Annotated in this window: 17 protein-coding genes; 9 read left to right on the top strand and 8 right to left on the bottom strand. The window is 69.0% G+C overall.

The features are described 5' to 3' along the window. Positions 1 to 363 (top strand): GNAT family N-acetyltransferase (locus ACZ7L4_RS38935; RefSeq protein WP_472109788.1); only part of this gene is annotated, 363 nt, incomplete at its 5' end. Between the two features lie 120 nt (positions 364 to 483). On the opposite strand, the gene ACZ7L4_RS38930 is transcribed toward ACZ7L4_RS38935, so the two are convergent. Beyond that, positions 484 to 1467, bottom strand: coding sequence for an SDR family NAD(P)-dependent oxidoreductase (locus ACZ7L4_RS38930; RefSeq protein ID WP_472109787.1), 984 nt, complete (start codon positions 1465 to 1467; stop codon positions 484 to 486). Between the two features lie 54 nt (positions 1468 to 1521). Between ACZ7L4_RS38930 and ACZ7L4_RS38925 the strand changes: the two genes are divergently transcribed. The 3 genes from ACZ7L4_RS38925 to ACZ7L4_RS38915 all read left to right on the top strand — a co-directional run bounded on the left by ACZ7L4_RS38925 (position 1522) and on the right by ACZ7L4_RS38915 (position 4379). Next, positions 1522 to 1962 (top strand): MerR family transcriptional regulator, encoded by a 441-nt coding sequence (locus ACZ7L4_RS38925; protein ID WP_472109786.1) that lies wholly within the window; start codon positions 1522 to 1524, stop codon positions 1960 to 1962. Between the two features lie 1178 nt (positions 1963 to 3140). Further along, positions 3141 to 4184 (top strand): glycosyltransferase family 2 protein, encoded by a 1044-nt coding sequence (locus ACZ7L4_RS38920; protein ID WP_472109785.1) that lies wholly within the window; start codon positions 3141 to 3143, stop codon positions 4182 to 4184. A gap of 33 nt (positions 4185 to 4217) precedes the next feature. Then, complete coding sequence (locus tag ACZ7L4_RS38915; protein WP_472109784.1) at positions 4218 to 4379, top strand: hypothetical protein; 162 nt, start codon at positions 4218 to 4220, stop codon at positions 4377 to 4379. Positions 4380 to 4468: 89 nt separating this feature from the next. On the opposite strand, the gene ACZ7L4_RS38910 is transcribed toward ACZ7L4_RS38915, so the two are convergent. Continuing rightward, on the bottom strand, positions 4469 to 5176 hold the full coding sequence (locus tag ACZ7L4_RS38910; RefSeq protein WP_472109783.1) for a response regulator transcription factor: 708 nt from the start codon (positions 5174 to 5176) through the stop codon (positions 4469 to 4471). A gap of 340 nt (positions 5177 to 5516) precedes the next feature. On the opposite strand from ACZ7L4_RS38910, the gene ACZ7L4_RS38905 reads away from it, so the two are divergent. From ACZ7L4_RS38905 to ACZ7L4_RS38890, 4 genes are all read left to right on the top strand, one after another. Further along, on the top strand, positions 5517 to 6533 hold the full coding sequence (locus ACZ7L4_RS38905) for a LacI family DNA-binding transcriptional regulator (RefSeq protein ID WP_472109782.1): 1017 nt from the start codon (positions 5517 to 5519) through the stop codon (positions 6531 to 6533). Between the two features lie 371 nt (positions 6534 to 6904). After that, positions 6905 to 7375, top strand: a complete 471-nt coding sequence (locus tag ACZ7L4_RS38900; protein ID WP_472109781.1) for an RpiB/LacA/LacB family sugar-phosphate isomerase — start codon at positions 6905 to 6907, stop codon at positions 7373 to 7375. Between the two features lie 74 nt (positions 7376 to 7449). Beyond that, a complete protein-coding gene (locus tag ACZ7L4_RS38895; protein WP_472109780.1) occupies positions 7450 to 8901 on the top strand; it encodes an MFS transporter in 1452 nt (483 codons plus the stop codon). Next, entirely contained in the window at positions 8898 to 9812 is a 915-nt protein-coding gene (locus ACZ7L4_RS38890) for an NAD(P)-dependent oxidoreductase (RefSeq protein WP_472109779.1), read from the top strand. Before ACZ7L4_RS38895 ends, ACZ7L4_RS38890 begins: the two co-directional genes overlap by 4 nt. A 107-nt stretch (positions 9813 to 9919) precedes the next feature. Here the strand turns inward: ACZ7L4_RS38890 and ACZ7L4_RS38885 are convergent, their stop codons facing one another. After that, a complete protein-coding gene (locus ACZ7L4_RS38885) occupies positions 9920 to 10267 on the bottom strand; it encodes a beta-propeller fold lactonase family protein (protein WP_472109778.1) in 348 nt (115 codons plus the stop codon). On the opposite strand from ACZ7L4_RS38885, the gene ACZ7L4_RS38880 reads away from it, so the two are divergent. After that, on the top strand, positions 10218 to 10970 hold the full coding sequence (locus ACZ7L4_RS38880; protein WP_472109777.1) for a siderophore-interacting protein: 753 nt from the start codon (positions 10218 to 10220) through the stop codon (positions 10968 to 10970). The two genes, ACZ7L4_RS38885 and ACZ7L4_RS38880, sit on opposite strands and share 50 nt — an antisense overlap. 467 nt (positions 10971 to 11437) lie before the next feature. On the opposite strand, the gene ACZ7L4_RS38875 is transcribed toward ACZ7L4_RS38880, so the two are convergent. Genes ACZ7L4_RS38875 through ACZ7L4_RS38855 form a run of 5 tightly spaced genes read right to left on the bottom strand, consistent with a single transcriptional unit; the run spans position 11438 to position 14835 of the window. Further along, a complete protein-coding gene (locus tag ACZ7L4_RS38875; protein ID WP_472109776.1) occupies positions 11438 to 11866 on the bottom strand; it encodes an NUDIX hydrolase in 429 nt (142 codons plus the stop codon). Positions 11867 to 11884: 18 nt separating this feature from the next. Further along, the gene (locus tag ACZ7L4_RS38870; RefSeq protein WP_472109775.1) at positions 11885 to 12676 is read right to left on the bottom strand and encodes an STM4013/SEN3800 family hydrolase; all 792 of its coding nucleotides are present in this window, start codon (positions 12674 to 12676) and stop codon (positions 11885 to 11887) included. Further along, positions 12673 to 13161 (bottom strand): hypothetical protein, encoded by a 489-nt coding sequence (locus ACZ7L4_RS38865; RefSeq protein ID WP_472109774.1) that lies wholly within the window; start codon positions 13159 to 13161, stop codon positions 12673 to 12675. Before ACZ7L4_RS38865 ends, ACZ7L4_RS38870 begins: the two co-directional genes overlap by 4 nt. Continuing rightward, positions 13154 to 13801 (bottom strand): dTMP kinase, encoded by a 648-nt coding sequence (locus tag ACZ7L4_RS38860; RefSeq protein ID WP_472109773.1) that lies wholly within the window; start codon positions 13799 to 13801, stop codon positions 13154 to 13156. Before ACZ7L4_RS38860 ends, ACZ7L4_RS38865 begins: the two co-directional genes overlap by 8 nt. Beyond that, complete coding sequence (locus tag ACZ7L4_RS38855) at positions 13798 to 14835, bottom strand: radical SAM protein (protein ID WP_472109772.1); 1038 nt, start codon at positions 14833 to 14835, stop codon at positions 13798 to 13800. The genes ACZ7L4_RS38860 and ACZ7L4_RS38855 overlap by 4 nt, the downstream gene beginning before the upstream one ends. Positions 14836 to 15148 lie beyond the last annotated feature (313 nt).

Below are 15148 nucleotides of genomic sequence, written 5' to 3'. Positions count from 1 at the left end.
CGTGCCGAGGACGGCGAACCGATCGGCATGGCGTACGGCTTTGCGCTCGGGCACGACACGGTGTGGTGGGACGAACTGACCGAGCCCGTGCCCGACGCCATGCGGCGCGAGGACGGGCACCGCACCTTCGGTCTCATGGAACTCGCTGTGCGCGGGCCCTGGCGCGGACAGGGTGTCTCACGGCGTCTGCACACGACGTTGCTCGCCGGCATCGGAGCCGAGCGTGTGCTGCTGAACGTGCACCCGGCGAGCAAGGCGGCGTCGGCCGCTTACCGGGCGTGGGGATACCGCAAGGTCGGTGAGACGCGGCCCTGGGGTGACGGAGCGGACCTCCATGACGTGATGCTGCTCGACCTGCGCTAAGAAGGCTGCGATCTCGTGGAGTTGGGCGCCAGGCTGCGATGGAGCGGTGGAGTTCAACGCCTCCCGACGACTGACTCCGGGGCCCCGTCCACGAGCTGCACGGCGTCCATCAAGCACGGGTCAGCCGATCGGCCCGGCCCCCGTGGCCGCGACGGAGAGATCCCACAGGCGTGCGGCCGAGGCCCGGTCGACGGCGTATCCGCGGACCCAGCCGTCGTCCATCGGCCCGTCCTCGTCGGTGCTTCGCGCCACCTCGCAGTCCTCCAGGTAGAGCGCGCCGCGTCCGGCCAGGAGCGGGGAGGTTGCTGCCCACAGGCCGGTGGCGGCGCCCTGCGAAGGGCTCTTGAAGCCTTCGCCGATCACGGTGCCGTGCTGGTCCACCCAGCCCAGCTCCACCTGCTCACGGTGCGTCAGTTCCCGCTGAAGGCCGGTGATGATGCTTCCTGGGTGGAGGGCGAACGCCTGGATGCCGTCGCCGCGGCCGAGGGCGTCCAGGTGGACGGCGAACAGGACGTTGGCGGTCTTGGCCTGGCCGTACGCCTGCCAGCGGTCGTAACCGGTACGGAAGTGCGGGTCGTGCCAGCGGAAGTCGGTGATGCCGTGGCCGCCGGAGCTGTAGACGACGACGCGCGCACCCTGCGCGTCGCGCAGGAGCGGGTACAGCTCGCTCACCAAGGCGAAGTGCCCGAAGTGATTGGTGGCCAGCTGGTACTCCCAGCCGGGCCCGACGCGCCGCTCCGGGGTGGCCATCACCCCGGCGACAGCCAGGAGGAGGCCGATCCGGTCGACCGACTCCCGGATGTGCGCGGCGGCGGCACGGACGCTGCCGAGGTCGGTGAGGTCCATGGGGACGATCTCGCAGGGGGCGCCGCGCAGCCCGGCGAGCGCCTCCCGGGCGGATTCGGGCCGGCGCGCCGGGACGATGACCCGGGCCCCGGCGGCCACCAGGGCCCGGGTGGTCTCCAGGCCGAGGCCGGAGTAGCCGCCGGTGACGACAGCTGTCCTGCCCCAGAGGTCGACCCCGGACATGACTTCCTCGGCGGTGGACGCCGCGGAGAAGGGGGAGTTGATCGGGTGCTGCGCGGCAGCGGTCTGAGTGCTCATGCCAGGAAGCTACGAGCTAGAGGAAGGTCTAGATCAAGCCCTAGAGTGACCGGCATGGCGACGATCGGACCGCTCACGGATTCGCTCGGCATCGGCGAGGTTGCCGACCGCACCGGTCTGAGCGTCCACGCTCTGCGCTTCTACGAGCGCGAGGGCCTGCTGGTCGGTCCGGTCCACCGCACTGCGGGCGGCCGCCGGCGCTACAGCCCCACCGACGTCGACTGGTTGGGGATCTGTGTCCGGCTGCGGGAGTCCGGCATGCCGCTCTCCGAACTGAAGCGTTTCGCCGAACTGGTGCGGCAGGGCCCGGGCAACGAGCCGGAACGGCTGCGGCTCCTCGACGCCCACCAACACCGGGTCGAGGACCAGATCCGCGCCCTTGAGGAATGCCGTTCCATCATCGCGAGGAAGGTCGACGTGTATTCCGAACACGTCGCGCGCGGTACGGCCGCCGGGTTGTGGGACCCGACGGCCGCCGAGGACCGAACCGGTTAGGTGGCCGGCCGCCTCGCCGGGTGGGGTGGCCAGGGCGTCGGCCTTCGAAGACCGCGCCTGAGGGAAGAACCTGCAGAGCGTGATGCTGCATGGTGGTGAGACGTGCGCTCGCCAGGACGGCATGGCCGATTCGTGCGTCCCGGGGGAGACCGGCACCGCCGCGTGCTGGTCTGAACCGCATGCGCCGTCGGGCTTGGGAGGTGCCCGTCATCGGAATGTTGAGGGCGTGCGCCCAGTGTCCCAAGGTGCAATCTTGCTGGGCCTGCCACCCTTGACGCTCCCGGACCTGGAGCACGGGGGTCACGACAGCCGGAGCGGGATCGCTGATCAGCGACGCCGCTCTCCGTTCATGGCACGCGAGAGCAGCCCCCCGCGTGCTCTCGCCCGCCAGGACGGAGCGCGCGACGCGTGCGGCATGAGGAGAGACGAGACGCGCCTGTGCCGACGTTCGCTCGCGATTCCCGGTGGAGCCGCTGTCGGTCCGGATACCACCGGAGAGGCGACCGGAGCTGCGCCGCCGACGGTGCAGCTCCGGCCCTCCGTCCTCGAACCGCGTCCGCCTGATCGCGCCAGGACGGAGCGCGAGCGGGAGCGCAGAAAGGGGCACTGCACTCCCTCACCAACCAAACGCCCGCCGACTACAGCACCGGCGAGACGCCGTTCTGTCCGGTTGCCCACCGATGAGGATGGCAACCGCGGCTACAGGGGCGGAAGTCAGCCAATGACAGTCGTGAGGAATCTGGTCAGGAGCGCGGCGCACGCGGCCCCCCATCAGGAGAGTGCGGAGCCGTCGTACGGGCAGCGCGCGGCGCGCCTGATCGAGGCCGCATCCGCACTGGCCGTGCTCCATGGGGCAACCCTCGTAACGGATCGTGCGCAGAGGCGTAGTTTCCGGTGAACGTCCGTCCGACACTTGGGGGCCCGGCTCGTGGTGAGGCCCGGAGCCGACGGCCTTCGACTGACGCGTGTGGTGTATCGCCGGGGCGCGCCGTTTTGAGCCAGAACACTGCTGGACGGGTCCTGGGTCCTGCCGGTGAGGGACCGTGGGCCCGGGCACATCGTCCCGAGTAGGCCACGGAGGCCGGTGGCTACCGTTGTGCGACCGTCGTGCTTCCGTCCTGCGACGTGCGGGTTTGACTGTCGATTGCGTCATGCCCCTCCGACAGGGACGCAACGCAATGAAACTGCTGGCACTCGTTCCCGCTCACAACGAGCAGGAGCACATCGTCAACGCGGTGATGGGCCTGCTGCGCCAGACACGGCAGCCGGACCGGATCGTGGTCGTCACCGACAACTGCACCGATGCCACCGGGCCCATCGCCACACGGACAGGCGCCGAGGTCTTCCCCACCATCGGCAACCGGTACAAGAAGGCCGGCGCCCTCAACCAGGCCCTGACCGCGCTTCTGCCGACGCTGTCGGACGACGACGCCGTGCTGGTCACCGACGCGGACTGCGTGCTGGACCCCGACTTCACGACCAGCGCCCTAACCCACCTCGCCGCGGGTTACGGGGGCGTCGGCGGCGTGTTCCGGGGCGGGCCCGGGGGCGGCTTCGTCGGCCACCTCCAGCGCAACGAATACGCCCGCTACGCCCGGGACGTGGCCCGTCTGAAGGGCCGGTGCCTGGTCCTGACGGGCACGGCCGCCGTCTTCCCCGTGCGGGTGCTGCGTGAACTCGCCCGCGCCCGCCTCGCCGGCACGCTGCCGGCCGGGGACGGGGCCGGTGGCGTGTACGACACCACGGTGCTGACCGAGGACAACGAACTCACCTTCGCCATACGGCACCTGGGCTACCGAGTCATCTCGCCGCAGGACTGCACCCTGGTCACCGAGGTCGTTCCCGGTTGGCGGGCCCTGTGGCAGCAGCGGCTGCGCTGGAAGCGCGGCGCCGTGGAGAACTGCTTCCAGTACGGCCTGACCCGCATCACCTGGCGCTACTGGGGCCGGCAGCTGCTGACCTTCGCCGGCGTCGTGGTCACCGCCCTCTACCTCGCGACCATCGTGTGGGCGCTGGCCGCCGGAACGTTCCACCTCCAGCTGTTCTGGCTGGCCGTCACCGGCATCTTCATCGTCGAACGAGTGGTGACCCTCCGGCTGCGCGGCGGACTGCGGATGGCCGCGGCCGCCACCATGTACGAACTCCTCCTCGACCTCTTCCTCCAGGCCTGCCACGGCAAGGCCTACGCGGACGCGCTGCTGCACCGCAAGAGGACCTGGTAGCCCCGATTCCCCTTTTGATGGAAGGAAACCGCCATGTACGACAACGCCATATCCGGCGCAGGCTCGGGGGCCGCCGCCTCCGGCGGACTCCTGGCCGCTACGGGAGTGCAGGCCCTGTGGCTGGTGCTCGCCGCATTCGCACTGATCGCGGTGGGCACGGCCGTCGCCCGGATCGTCCCCCGGCAGTGGCGCTGACCCGACGAGGTGCAGGCGGGCTGTGACCGGGCCCTGCACTCTACGGACGCGGCGTCCATGCCGGAGGCCGCGTCCGTAGGATCGATGTTCTAACGCGGCGGCAGGTACCGGTAGCCGACCCCGCGCACGGCCTCGATGGGCGCGGGTGCGCCCGTGGCCCGCTCGATCTTCCGGCGCAGTCGGCTCACCGCATGCTTCACCCGAGCCGTGTCCTCCTGAGCGGTCTCCGCCCAGGCCAGCACCAACAACTGGCGCGGGGTCAGGACGAGCCGCGGAGAATGGACGAAGGCGGCCAAGAGATCGACCTCCAGCCGCGTCAGCTCCACCGGCCGTCCTGCAACCGCAACATGGCAGGTGGCGGTATCGATCGCCGCCCAGTCGTCCGAAGGCCCATCGGGCCTTTGCAGCGTGCGTACGCGCCGCACCGTGGCCCGCATCAACAGGATCGCCACATCCGTTGCCACCGGCCAGGTGTGATACAGGTCCGCGGCGAGGCAGTAGGCCTGGACCGCACGGGCCGTGTGGAAATCACTATCCGTAATGATCACCGGCACGTCCGACAGGTCCCGGACACGGGGGAGCAACTGCCACGCCGACAGGCCATCGGATGTGCGGCCCGGGTCACCGGATCCCGCCTCACCGGCCAGTCGCACATCAATCAGAACCAGATCCGGGCGCCGCTCGTACAACAGCCGCAAGGCCCGCTCACCCGAGGTTGCCACGGCCGACCGCGGCCCCATCCGGTCGACCACCACCGCCAGCTCCCGTGCCATGAACTCGGGCACAGCGGCCAGCACGACAGGCTCCGCCTCCCGCGGCCCACACACATCAGCGGTCAGCACTGGGCCCCATCCCCGCTCCTCCCTGCCTAACGCATGCCGACGAAAGTCTGAAACTGCCACATACCGACGCCCAGTGCTGTCAGACACGCAGACAGTCGAGCCCCAAAGCAGAGTCAGAGCATGCGCACCTCGGTTGGGGGCGGCACGCGGCTAGCTCCTACGTGAATCGCTCCGCGCCCGTTTCCGGGCGCGGAGCGATTCGAGTTTGCGTGGAACTCTTGCCTCTGACCTGGGCAGTGTGCGATCGTAAAATCATTCGGCTTATGGAAACGTTTCCACGGATTCCATGAGTTCCATGATTCACGAGGAGGTGGCGCGGCGGATGGCCACGATCAAGGATGTCGCGGCGCGGGCCGGGGTCGCGCTGGGGACCGCGTCGCGGGTACTCAGCGGCAGCAGCCAGACGTCGGCCGAGTCCCGGCGCAAGGTCCTCGAGGCTGCTGCCGAGTTGGGGTACGTGGCGAATGGGCCCGCCCGTGCGCTGCGGCGTGCCCGCACCGACGTGCTGGGGCTGCTGGTCTCGGACATCCGCAACCCGTTCTTCTCCGAACTGGCCCACGCCGCCGAGCAGGAGGCGCGCCTGCACGGCTACACCGTGCTGCTGGCCAACGCCAACGAGGATGCCGACCAGGCCGACGCCTACCTGCAGACCTTCGCCTCGCAGCGCATCGACGGACTGCTGTTCGCGCCGCAGAGCACGGTGACCCCGCAGCTCGCGGCCACCGTTGCCTCCGGTCTTCCGCTCGTCTTTCTCAACCGCACCATCGAAGGCGTCGACGCCCCGATGTACGGGACGGACAACGCCCAGGGTGTCGGGCAGGTGCTGGACTGGCTGCAGCGGCGCGGGCACCGGGATGTCGCCTTCATCGGGGGCCCGGACGACATCTCCACCGGCGCCGAGCGGCGTGCCGCGTACCTCGCCGGTCGCGAGCGGCACGGCATCAGCACCGACGACGAACTCCTCGACGCCGGTGACTTCCTCGCCGAGGGCGCGGCCAAGGCCATGAACCGCATCCTCGACCGCGGCGTTGCCTTCACGGCCCTCTTCGGTGTGAACGGCCTGACCACGCTCGGCGCCGTGCGCGCGCTGCGCGAGCGGCTCGGCGCCGAAGAGGCTGCCCGCATCGAGGTGGTGTCCATCGACGACCTCGACTGGTTCGAGTTCGCCTCACCGTCCATCAGCGCCGTCCGCCAGGACGCCGCCGAGATCGGACGGCTGGGCGTACGCGGCGTCGTTGATCTCATCGCCGGGCGCACAGCGACCGGCCGGCGAGTACCCACCACCTTCGTCGACCGCGCCCCCAAGGCCTAGCCTCCCGCGCCCGCGCACCCTGAACCCGGAGGCCCCATCGGCCGGACTGTCCCATCGTCTGTACGAACCCCGTTCCACCCCCGCGCGCAATCCACTCGCCCCCGGGCGGGCGGCGCCCAATTCTCGCGGCATCGCGCAGCCGGATGCCCCGGCCGCCCGCCGCGGCTCGTCGACTGGCCCGCAGAACACGCGGGCAGGCTCTGCCGACCCGCTCTCGCCCGTCGCCCCCTGACGAACCGCTCCAGGTGCCAGGGGAGCGAGGCATCCGTTGAGCGTCGGCCTTCAACGCACCGGCACGGCCACAGCCTCAGGCGCGCCCCCGCGCAACCCATCTCCGTACTCAGCACATGCAAAGCAGCAAAGGAACCACCATGCGTATCGCCCTCGGGAACGACCACGCCGGCCTCGGTCTGAAGCCCGCGGTCGTGGACATCCTCGTCAGTCTGGGCCACGAGATCCAGGACTACGGCGTCCAGGACGAAACCCCCGTCGACTTCCCCGATATCACCTTCTCCACTTGCGACGCGGTGCGCCGCGGTGAAGCCGACCGGGCCGTCCTCGTGTGCGGTACCGGGGTCGGCGCCCTCATCGCCGCGAACAAGATCCCGGGGATTCGCGCAGGCATGGGACACGACGTGTACTCCGCGCACCAGGGCGTCGAGCACGACGACATCAACGCCCTGTGCCTCGGCGCCTGGCTGATCGGTCCCGCGACCGCCCGCGAGACCCTCGCCGCCTTCCTCGACGCACGCTTCGACGACGACGAGGACACCCGGCGGCGCGTCGACAAGCTCCGTCAGATGGAGATCAACGGCGCCCGGGAACTCACCGCCCTGGTCTGAGCGAACACAGCCGCTCCACGCCCCCGAAAGACACGGAACACGTCACCAGCCACCCGCACACACCAGGGCAGGGCATGTCGAAGAAGATAGTTCTCCGCCACCCCTCGGACGTTCAACGCCTCATCAACGACGGTGTCATCAGCCGCGGCAATTCGCGGTTCATCGTCATCATCGCGCTCGCCGGCATCTTCATGGATGCCTTCGACTTCACCTCGATCGCCTTCGGACTCACCTACGTCCAGGAGCAGTTCTCCTTCACACCGCTCGAACTGGGCCTCGTCTCCGGTGTCATCCTCGTCGGCGCCCTGGCCGGGTCGCTGTCCGGCGGCGTGCTCATGGACCGGATCGGGCGGGAGAAGGTGTTCACCGCCGACCTGATCATGCTCATCGTGGCGACCCTGCTGTGCGCCGTCGCGCCGAACCCGTGGGTCTTCGTCATCGCACGCTTCCTCATGGGATTCGCGGTCGGCGTCGACTACCCCGTCGCGCTGAGCTTCATCGCCGAGTACTCGGACAGCCGCCGCAAGGGCGGAGCCCTGAACATGTACGCCCCCGTCTGGTACGTCGCCGTCGGTTCCACCTGGCTGCTGCTGCTCGCCGGCTACTTCTTCTACGGCGCCATCGACGCGGACATCTCCTCGCTGTGGCGGTGGGTCGTCGGCCTCGGCGTGGTTCCGGCTGCCATCGTGCTCGTCCTGCGTCGCAAGTACCTCACGGAATCCGCGAGTTGGCTCGCCCAGAACGCGGACCTGCACCGCGTCGCCGAGGTGCTCCGCAAGGCGTACGGCGCCGACGTGGAGGTCGCACCCGACGCCGTCCTGCGCGTGGAGAAGACCGCCGTCCCGGCCCGCCACGCCTTCAACGTCCTGTGGACCAAGCGGTACCGGCCGCGCACCGTCCTCTCGCTGATCATCAACTTCTGTCAGGGCCTCGAGTACTACGCGGTCGGCTTCTCGATCGGCATCGTGGTCGAGCAGGTGCTCGGTGAGTCCGTCGTGACCGGGATCGTCGGCCCGCTGGTGTTCAACGCGATCTTCGGCGTCGCAGGCGGAATCATCGCCGTCACGGCCGCACCACGCATCGGCGTGCGCAAGCTCGCCATCATCGGCTTCGTGATCACCACGGCGTCCATGGTGCTTGTCGGTGTGCTCGGCCGCGGACTGTTCCCCGGCGCCATTGCGGCGGCCTGCGTCTGCCTCGGCGCCTTCATCTTCGGACACGCCGCCGGTCCCGGCACCCAGAGCGTGGTCATGGCGACCATGTCGTACCCGACGTCGATCCGCGGTGCCGGAGTCGGCTTCATTCAGGTCGGCAACCGTCTCGGCGGTACCGTCGGGCTCGTCGTCTGGCCCATTCTGACCGCCGCCCTCGGCCTCAACGCGCTCTTCGTGCTCGCCGCCGCCCCACTCATCGGCCTGCTGGCGCTGCTGCTCATCCGCTGGGACCCGACCCACGTCGACGTCGACGCCGAAGACTTCGCGGCCCGCGAGGCCGCGGACCGCACCACCACGCAGGAGAACGCATGACCACCGACCGCTGTATCGCCTTCCTCGGCCTGGGCGTCATGGGCACCCCCATGGCCCGCAACATCGCCCGCGCAGGACTGCACGTCGAGGCGTATGACGTCCTCGACAAGGCCCGCGACCAAGCACGCGCCGACGGCCTTACCGTCACCGACGACGTGCGCGAACTCCTTGGCCGTGCCGATGTCGTCGTGTCGATGCTCCCCAACACGCCCCACGTCGAGGCGGTCGTGCACGGCGCTGACGGGACGCTCGCCAACTGCCGCCCCGGCACCGTCCACATCGACATGAGCAGCATCTCCCCTGTGACCACCCGGGCGTTGGGCGAGGCCAGCCTGGCCGCCGGCATCGGGTACATCGACGCACCGGTGAGCGGGGGAGTGAAGGGAGCCCGGGAAGGCGCCCTCTCGGTCATGGCCGGCGGCAGCGATGAACACCTCGACCAGGTCGCCGACGTCCTCGACGCGATGGCCGCCCGCGTGACGCGGATGGGCCCGATCGGCACCGGCCAGGCGACCAAGGTCTGCAACCAGGTCGGCGTCGCCATCAACATCCAGGCGGTGTGCGAGGCGTTCACCCTCGGCCGGGCCCTCGGCGTCGACCTCGACAAGCTCCGCGAGGCCCTGCTCGGCGGAGCCACGTCCAGTTGGGTCCTGGAGAACCTGGGCCCGCAGATGATCGCCGGCGACGACAGCGCGGGATTCCGCATCGCCCTCCAGGTCAAGGACCTGCGCCTCGGCCTCGAAGCGGCCCAGGCCAACAACGTCCCGCTGCCGGCCGCCTCCGGCGTGCTCGACATGTACGTCGAGGCCATGGCCCACGGCGAGGAGTCGAACGGCAACCAGGCGCTGAGCCGCGTGTACGAACGACTTGCGAACCTGCGGATCGCCGAGACCGCGGAGGAGACGGTCTGAGGGGCCCTGCCGGAAAGCCGCTGGCTGCGTCGGTCAACACGTGTGGCGGGGGTCCAAGAGCAGCTTGCTCTTGGACCCCCGCCACACGTTCATCCCGCTTCGCAGGTTCAGGCGGGCAACTGCGCGAAGGCCACGAACCTCGCTTGCGCCACAGGCGCTTCGGCCAGAGGGGTGAGCGATCCGTCATGAGCGCTCAGCTTGTACGACCGAACCAGGTTGGCGGGCCGGTCGGCCAGCAGGAGGAAGTCGCCCGACGGAGCGAGGGCGAAGCTGCGGGCAGCCACCCCTGGGTGGAGCGAAGCAGCGAGCTTCACGTCTCCGATGCGCGTGAGTCCGCCGCTGCTGCTGATGTGGAACCAGGCGAGCGTGTCCTCACCGCGGTTGTTGACGTAGAGGAACCGGCCGTTGGTGCTCGGCGGCGAGGGACTCGCGGACTTCTCGGTGGGCCCCTGCACGGATCACTATGTGAAACTCCTGTTCCCGGCCGGCGGCGCCGTCTATCCCGAGCCGTTTGAAGTGGAGCGGATCCGCCAGCAGTTCCCCCGTGAGCAGTGGCCGGTCGCGCGCACCTACACCGTGCGTGCTTGGAACCCGGAGCAGCGGGAACTGACGCTGGACTTTGTGCTGCACGGTGATGAAGGGCTCGCCGGCCCCTGGTCGTTGCGCGCTGAGCCAGGCGACACAGTGCACTTCATGGGGCCCGGTGGTGCCTACGCCCCTGACGTGAGTGCCGACTGGCACCTCCTCGTCGGGGACGAGAGTGCGCTGCCGGCGATCGCCCGCTCTGTGGAGGCGTTGCCCGCCGGTGCCACCGTGCACGCGTTGGTGGAGGTATCCGGTCTCGAGGAGGAGCAGCGGATCGGAGGCGATGCGGAGGTGGTCTGGCTGCACCGCAGGGGTCGGCCTGTCGGGCAGGCGTTGGTGGAAGCCGTACGTGCGCTCGAGTTCCCCCAAGGTCGAGTTCATGCCTTTGTGCACGGTGAGGCCGGCTTCGTGAAAGAACTGCGCCGGCTGTTGCGGGTGGAGCACGCCATACCGCGTGAGTACCTGTCGATCTCCGGCTATTGGCGTCTCGGCCACAGCGAGGACGGCTGGCAGGGTTCCAAAAAGGAGTGGAACGCACGAGTCGAGGCAGAGCAGGAGGGCGAGGCTGCGTAAGCATCGACCCTGGACGGAAATCGCGGTGACTCAGGGCAAGCACCTCGAGCCGCTGACATAAGGACGGAAGTTCCTCGAGCATGACCGCTTTCGCGTGGAACTGGCCATAGGCAATGCTCCGGCGCGCGACAGGAACACCTGTCCGCGGGGCCCTGAGCTGCTGGAGATCACCTGCGAGACTGGCTGTTGGCAACGGCAGGCCATCGACCGAGCCGTCGCCGGGCTGACTTCTCACACCACTACGGGCCGCGGATCGCACGTCGACGCGCGCCCGGACTAGTTTGCCTTGTTCGTGTCAGTCGTCGTTGCTGCGGCTGATGGCCTGTGGTCGTGCTCAGGCGCGCAGGGCCTCTTCGAGCGTGGTGTGGTGTCGCCTGGGGAACACGTCGTGATTCAGCCCGGTGCGGGTCTGAGCGAGGCCGAGGAGAGCCCTAGTCATCACGCATGAGTGAGTTTCAGGTCGGAGGTCAAGCAACGACACGGGCGGCGAGCAGCAGGGCTAGTGGCCCCGCGGGGAGCAGGAAGCGACCCTGCTCGGCGGCGGCGAGAGTTGCGTCAAGGGGCCACCAGTCCAGCTTGAAGTCCTGCTCATTGTCGGTGAGTTCCCTCGGCCCCAGAGATAGGCCGCTCGCCAGGAACAGATCAATCCTGGCGGTTGAGGCGAGCGTCATGGCGTAGCTACCCAGGTGGGCCCAGGACGCGGCGGTGACGCCCGCCTCCTCTTTGAGTTCGCGCCGCGCGCATGCTGCCGCGTTCTCGCCTGCTTCACGTCGGCCGCCAGGCAAGAACAGGAATTCGCCCCCATGCTTCGGGAAGTCGGCACTGAGGATCGCGACCTTGTTCTCGTCGTCGATCGCTACGACTACGGAGGCGTCACGCGTGGGTGCTTCGCTCATGGAGCGAGAGCGTAGCGGTCATGCCAGCCAGGCGGCGTAAGGCACGGTGGTGACGACGGGGTGGGCTATGCCGCGTCCGTGGAAGCCGTCTTCTCCGAACGCGTCGCCGTGGTCGGCGCACAGGATGATCAGCCACGGTTCGTCTGCGGTGAGGTGTGTGATGAGGCGGCCGAGGTGTGCGTCGGCGTAGGCGAGGGCGGCTCTCTGGGAGGCGACCGTGTCCGTGCTGTGGCCCAGATAGTGGCCGTGGGGGACGTGCGTGGCGGAGACGTTCATGAACAGATACAGCGGCGCGGTGTGTGTCTTCGCGACGGTGAGCGCGTGGTCGACCTGGTGTCGGGTGGAGTCCGGGTCCGGGGAGCAGAACTCGGGCCGCCAGTGGTCTTCGTCGAACATGTCGGGCAGCACGCTGCCGAGCGGTGTTTCGCGGGAGAAGTAGGTGACGCCGCCGACGCATACGGTCCGGTATCCGTGGGCGTTGAGGCCGCTCAGCAGGTTGGGTGCGTCGAACATGAACGTGCGCGGGTTCACCGTCTTGAATGCGGGTGGCCTGCACTCCCACAGCCGTGGTGGCTGCTCGGGGGTGGGCGGCTTGGGCAGGAAGCCGGAGAAGAACGCGATGTGTGCGGGCAGGGTGAAGGTGCCGGGTGTCCAGCGGCGCTCCCACGTCCCGCCGGGCAGGAGCTGGGCGAGGTGTGGCGTGCGGCCTTCTTCGAGCGCGGCGGCGGCGACGTCGTAGCGCAGCGAGTCCAGGGTCACGAACAGGATCGGCACGCCTGAGTTGATGACCTTGGCGGCGTCGATGGTCATGCGCTTTCTGCCTCTCCTCGGATCCGGTAGGTGCCCCGGCTGCTGTCGTTGACGGGGATCGGGACGCGGTCGTGTTCGATCAGGTCCCGGATGGCGGCCAGGCCCGACTCTTCGGTGAGGGGTTTGCCCTCGGTGTCGAACATCGCGATCGCGACCTCGTCGGCGGTACTGGTGGTGATGTGGGCAGAGGGCATGCCGCCCATCTCCTGTGCCTGCTGGAGCAGTTCGTCCCGGCCGGTCGGTGCGACGAACAGGGTGACGTGGCACCGGTAGTGCTGGGCGTTGGTCGCGCCGCGGATGAACCGTGCGGCGTACTCGGAGCTGAGGCCGTTGCCGTCGTGGGCGAGGGCCACCCGGGCGGCCTTTTGCGTGACGACCAGGCAGGCGCCGAGCCACCAGGCAACCCCGTGGTGGATCTGGGACGGGTGGTGGCCGGCGGCGCGGCCGTCGCGCAGGACGGCCGCGGCGTCGATGGGGTTAAGCACGGACTCTCTCCAGGGATTGCACGATCTCGTGGACGAGCTGGTCGGGCGTCTTGCCCTCGGTGGAGATCCACACCGCGCTCGGGTCTTCCTTGGCGGCGGCCTCGAAGTTGAACAGCAACTGCTTGAGCCGGCCCGGCACTTGGAACAGGTCGGTGTCGTCCTGCTTCACGTCCCGCTTGGTGCGCATGCGGGCGCGCAGTGTCTCCTCCGAGCAGTGCAGGTAGAAGGTGTGGGTGGGCTGGATCAGGTAGGGCAGGAACGGGGCGGCGAGCTCGCGGACCTGCTCGATGCTGATGTTGTGAACGGCGGCGTGGCAGGCAAGCACCGAGGACGCGTAGCGGTCGGCTATGACCGGGCTGACCTTGAGAGAGGAACGCACGCGGTCGGACGCGTGCAGGAGACCGGACAGGTAGAAGCAGAGCTGCGGCAAGGGCGCCAGCCGGGTGCTGATGTCCTTCGACCAGTCGTTGTGTGGCCGGGGCAGGGTGTGTAGACCGGTTGCCTGGAGCTTGTGGGTGAGGCGTGTGGCCAGGGTGGACTTGCCGATCCCGGAGACGCCCTCCAGGACGATGAACGGCTGGTCGGGGCCGTCGTACTCGTAGGTCCGAGGCTGGTAGGCCACGGGCAGGGGCTGGTTCACAGGGTTCCCTCCGTGAATGCGGTGACATGGCGGGCCACGGCGTCGGACAGAGTTCGCGGGTCGTCGAGGTGGGGGCGCAGGTCCATGCGCAGGTCGTCGCGCAGGAGGCACGGCTGGAGCCCGCCGCCGTGGTCGACGCGCAATGCCCAGAACCCTTCGATGCACTGGGAGCGCACCGGGCAGGTGCCGCATTGGCCGACGTGGTGGCGGCCGAGGTCGCGGTGGATGACGTCGATCTCGATCCCGTCGACACGGAACACGCGGCGCCCCTGCCCGACTCCGGCGATCTCGATGTGCTCGTCGCTGGTGAGGGTGCGCAGGTAGCTGATGATGCCGTCGGCGGAGACGGCGGCGGACGAGCCCGGCTGGTTGTAGTCGGTGTCGACGAGTTCGATGAACTGGACCGGCATCCGGCGCTCGAGCGCGTAGTCGAGGATCGCGCGGACCTCGTGCTGATTCTGTTGCTGGATCAGGCAGTTCAGTTCGACGCGCGGCAGGGCCTCGCGGGCGGCCTCGATCCCGTCGAGGACGAGGCTGATGCCCTGTGGCACCTGTGCGATCTCCATGAGGGACTCGTCGGAGAAGTAGTGGAGCGACACCTTCACCTTGTCGAGCGGGGTCTGGGAGAGCCATGCCTGATTGCGGCGGACCAGCAGCCCGTTCGTGATGAGCGTGTACGACGCGTCCGCAGCCGGTGCCGGAAGCGCTTCCAGGACAGGGCGTGCCCAGCGGGAGGTCAGGGGCTCGCCGCCGGTGAAGTACACGCGCTTGAGGTCGGACGTCATGAGGCTGGTGATCGTCTGCACAAATGCGTCGGCGTCGAACTGCCTCGCGCGGGGCTTGTGTGCGCGGTCGCGGCGGGTTTCCGGGGGTGGAACGTCGCCCTCGTTGTGGCAGAACCAGCAGGCGGCGTTGCAGTGCGGCGTGAATGACACACGCAACTGCCCACGCAGCGCTGCGAAGTTGCGCAGCGCCGTGTGGTCGGCGCGGCCTTCGGGGACGGTCGGGGTGGGCAACTCGACGGGCAAGGGCACGGGGAGACCTCCGGAGATCAGGGGCGGAGTCTGTACGCGTGGAGCGGTGGTGGAGTTCGCTGGCTGCGGACGGCCCAGCGATGAGGCAGGAGAGGACCGAAGCCGGGGAAGCTGTAGGCATCGAAAACTGGAGCCTGCCTGGCGGCCTGATAGGGGGCAGGCCGCCAGGCAGGAGTCGGGGACGAGCGGGGCCGGGACCGTCATCTCGTCGCCTGTACGCGCTCGGGCGCAGGATCGTGATGCACAGGCGAACGGACGTGGAGGGCACAAAGACTCGACGTGAGACAGTCGTCGGACAGCGTTTGGGTGCACG

It is taken from the genome of Streptomyces sp. NPDC107575, from assembly GCF_055657265.1.
Note: the sequence above shows the minus strand (reverse complement) of the source record. Positions and strands in the feature narration are given on the sequence as shown.

Coding starts and splice junctions, on each gene's coding strand:
- ACZ7L4_RS38890 (WP_472109779.1), top strand. CDS start 8,898: ATGACCACCGACCGCTGTATCGCCTTCCTCGGCCTGGGCGTCATGGGC.
- ACZ7L4_RS38920 (WP_472109785.1), top strand. CDS start 3,141: ATGAAACTGCTGGCACTCGTTCCCGCTCACAACGAGCAGGAGCACATC.
- ACZ7L4_RS38870 (WP_472109775.1), bottom strand. CDS start 12,676: ATGACCATCGACGCCGCCAAGGTCATCAACTCAGGCGTGCCGATCCTG.
- ACZ7L4_RS38900 (WP_472109781.1), top strand. CDS start 6,905: ATGCGTATCGCCCTCGGGAACGACCACGCCGGCCTCGGTCTGAAGCCC.
- ACZ7L4_RS38875 (WP_472109776.1), bottom strand. CDS start 11,866: ATGAGCGAAGCACCCACGCGTGACGCCTCCGTAGTCGTAGCGATCGAC.
- ACZ7L4_RS38895 (WP_472109780.1), top strand. CDS start 7,450: ATGTCGAAGAAGATAGTTCTCCGCCACCCCTCGGACGTTCAACGCCTC.
- ACZ7L4_RS38915 (WP_472109784.1), top strand. CDS start 4,218: ATGTACGACAACGCCATATCCGGCGCAGGCTCGGGGGCCGCCGCCTCC.
- ACZ7L4_RS38925 (WP_472109786.1), top strand. CDS start 1,522: ATGGCGACGATCGGACCGCTCACGGATTCGCTCGGCATCGGCGAGGTT.
- ACZ7L4_RS38930 (WP_472109787.1), bottom strand. CDS start 1,467: ATGAGCACTCAGACCGCTGCCGCGCAGCACCCGATCAACTCCCCCTTC.
- ACZ7L4_RS38905 (WP_472109782.1), top strand. CDS start 5,517: ATGATTCACGAGGAGGTGGCGCGGCGGATGGCCACGATCAAGGATGTC.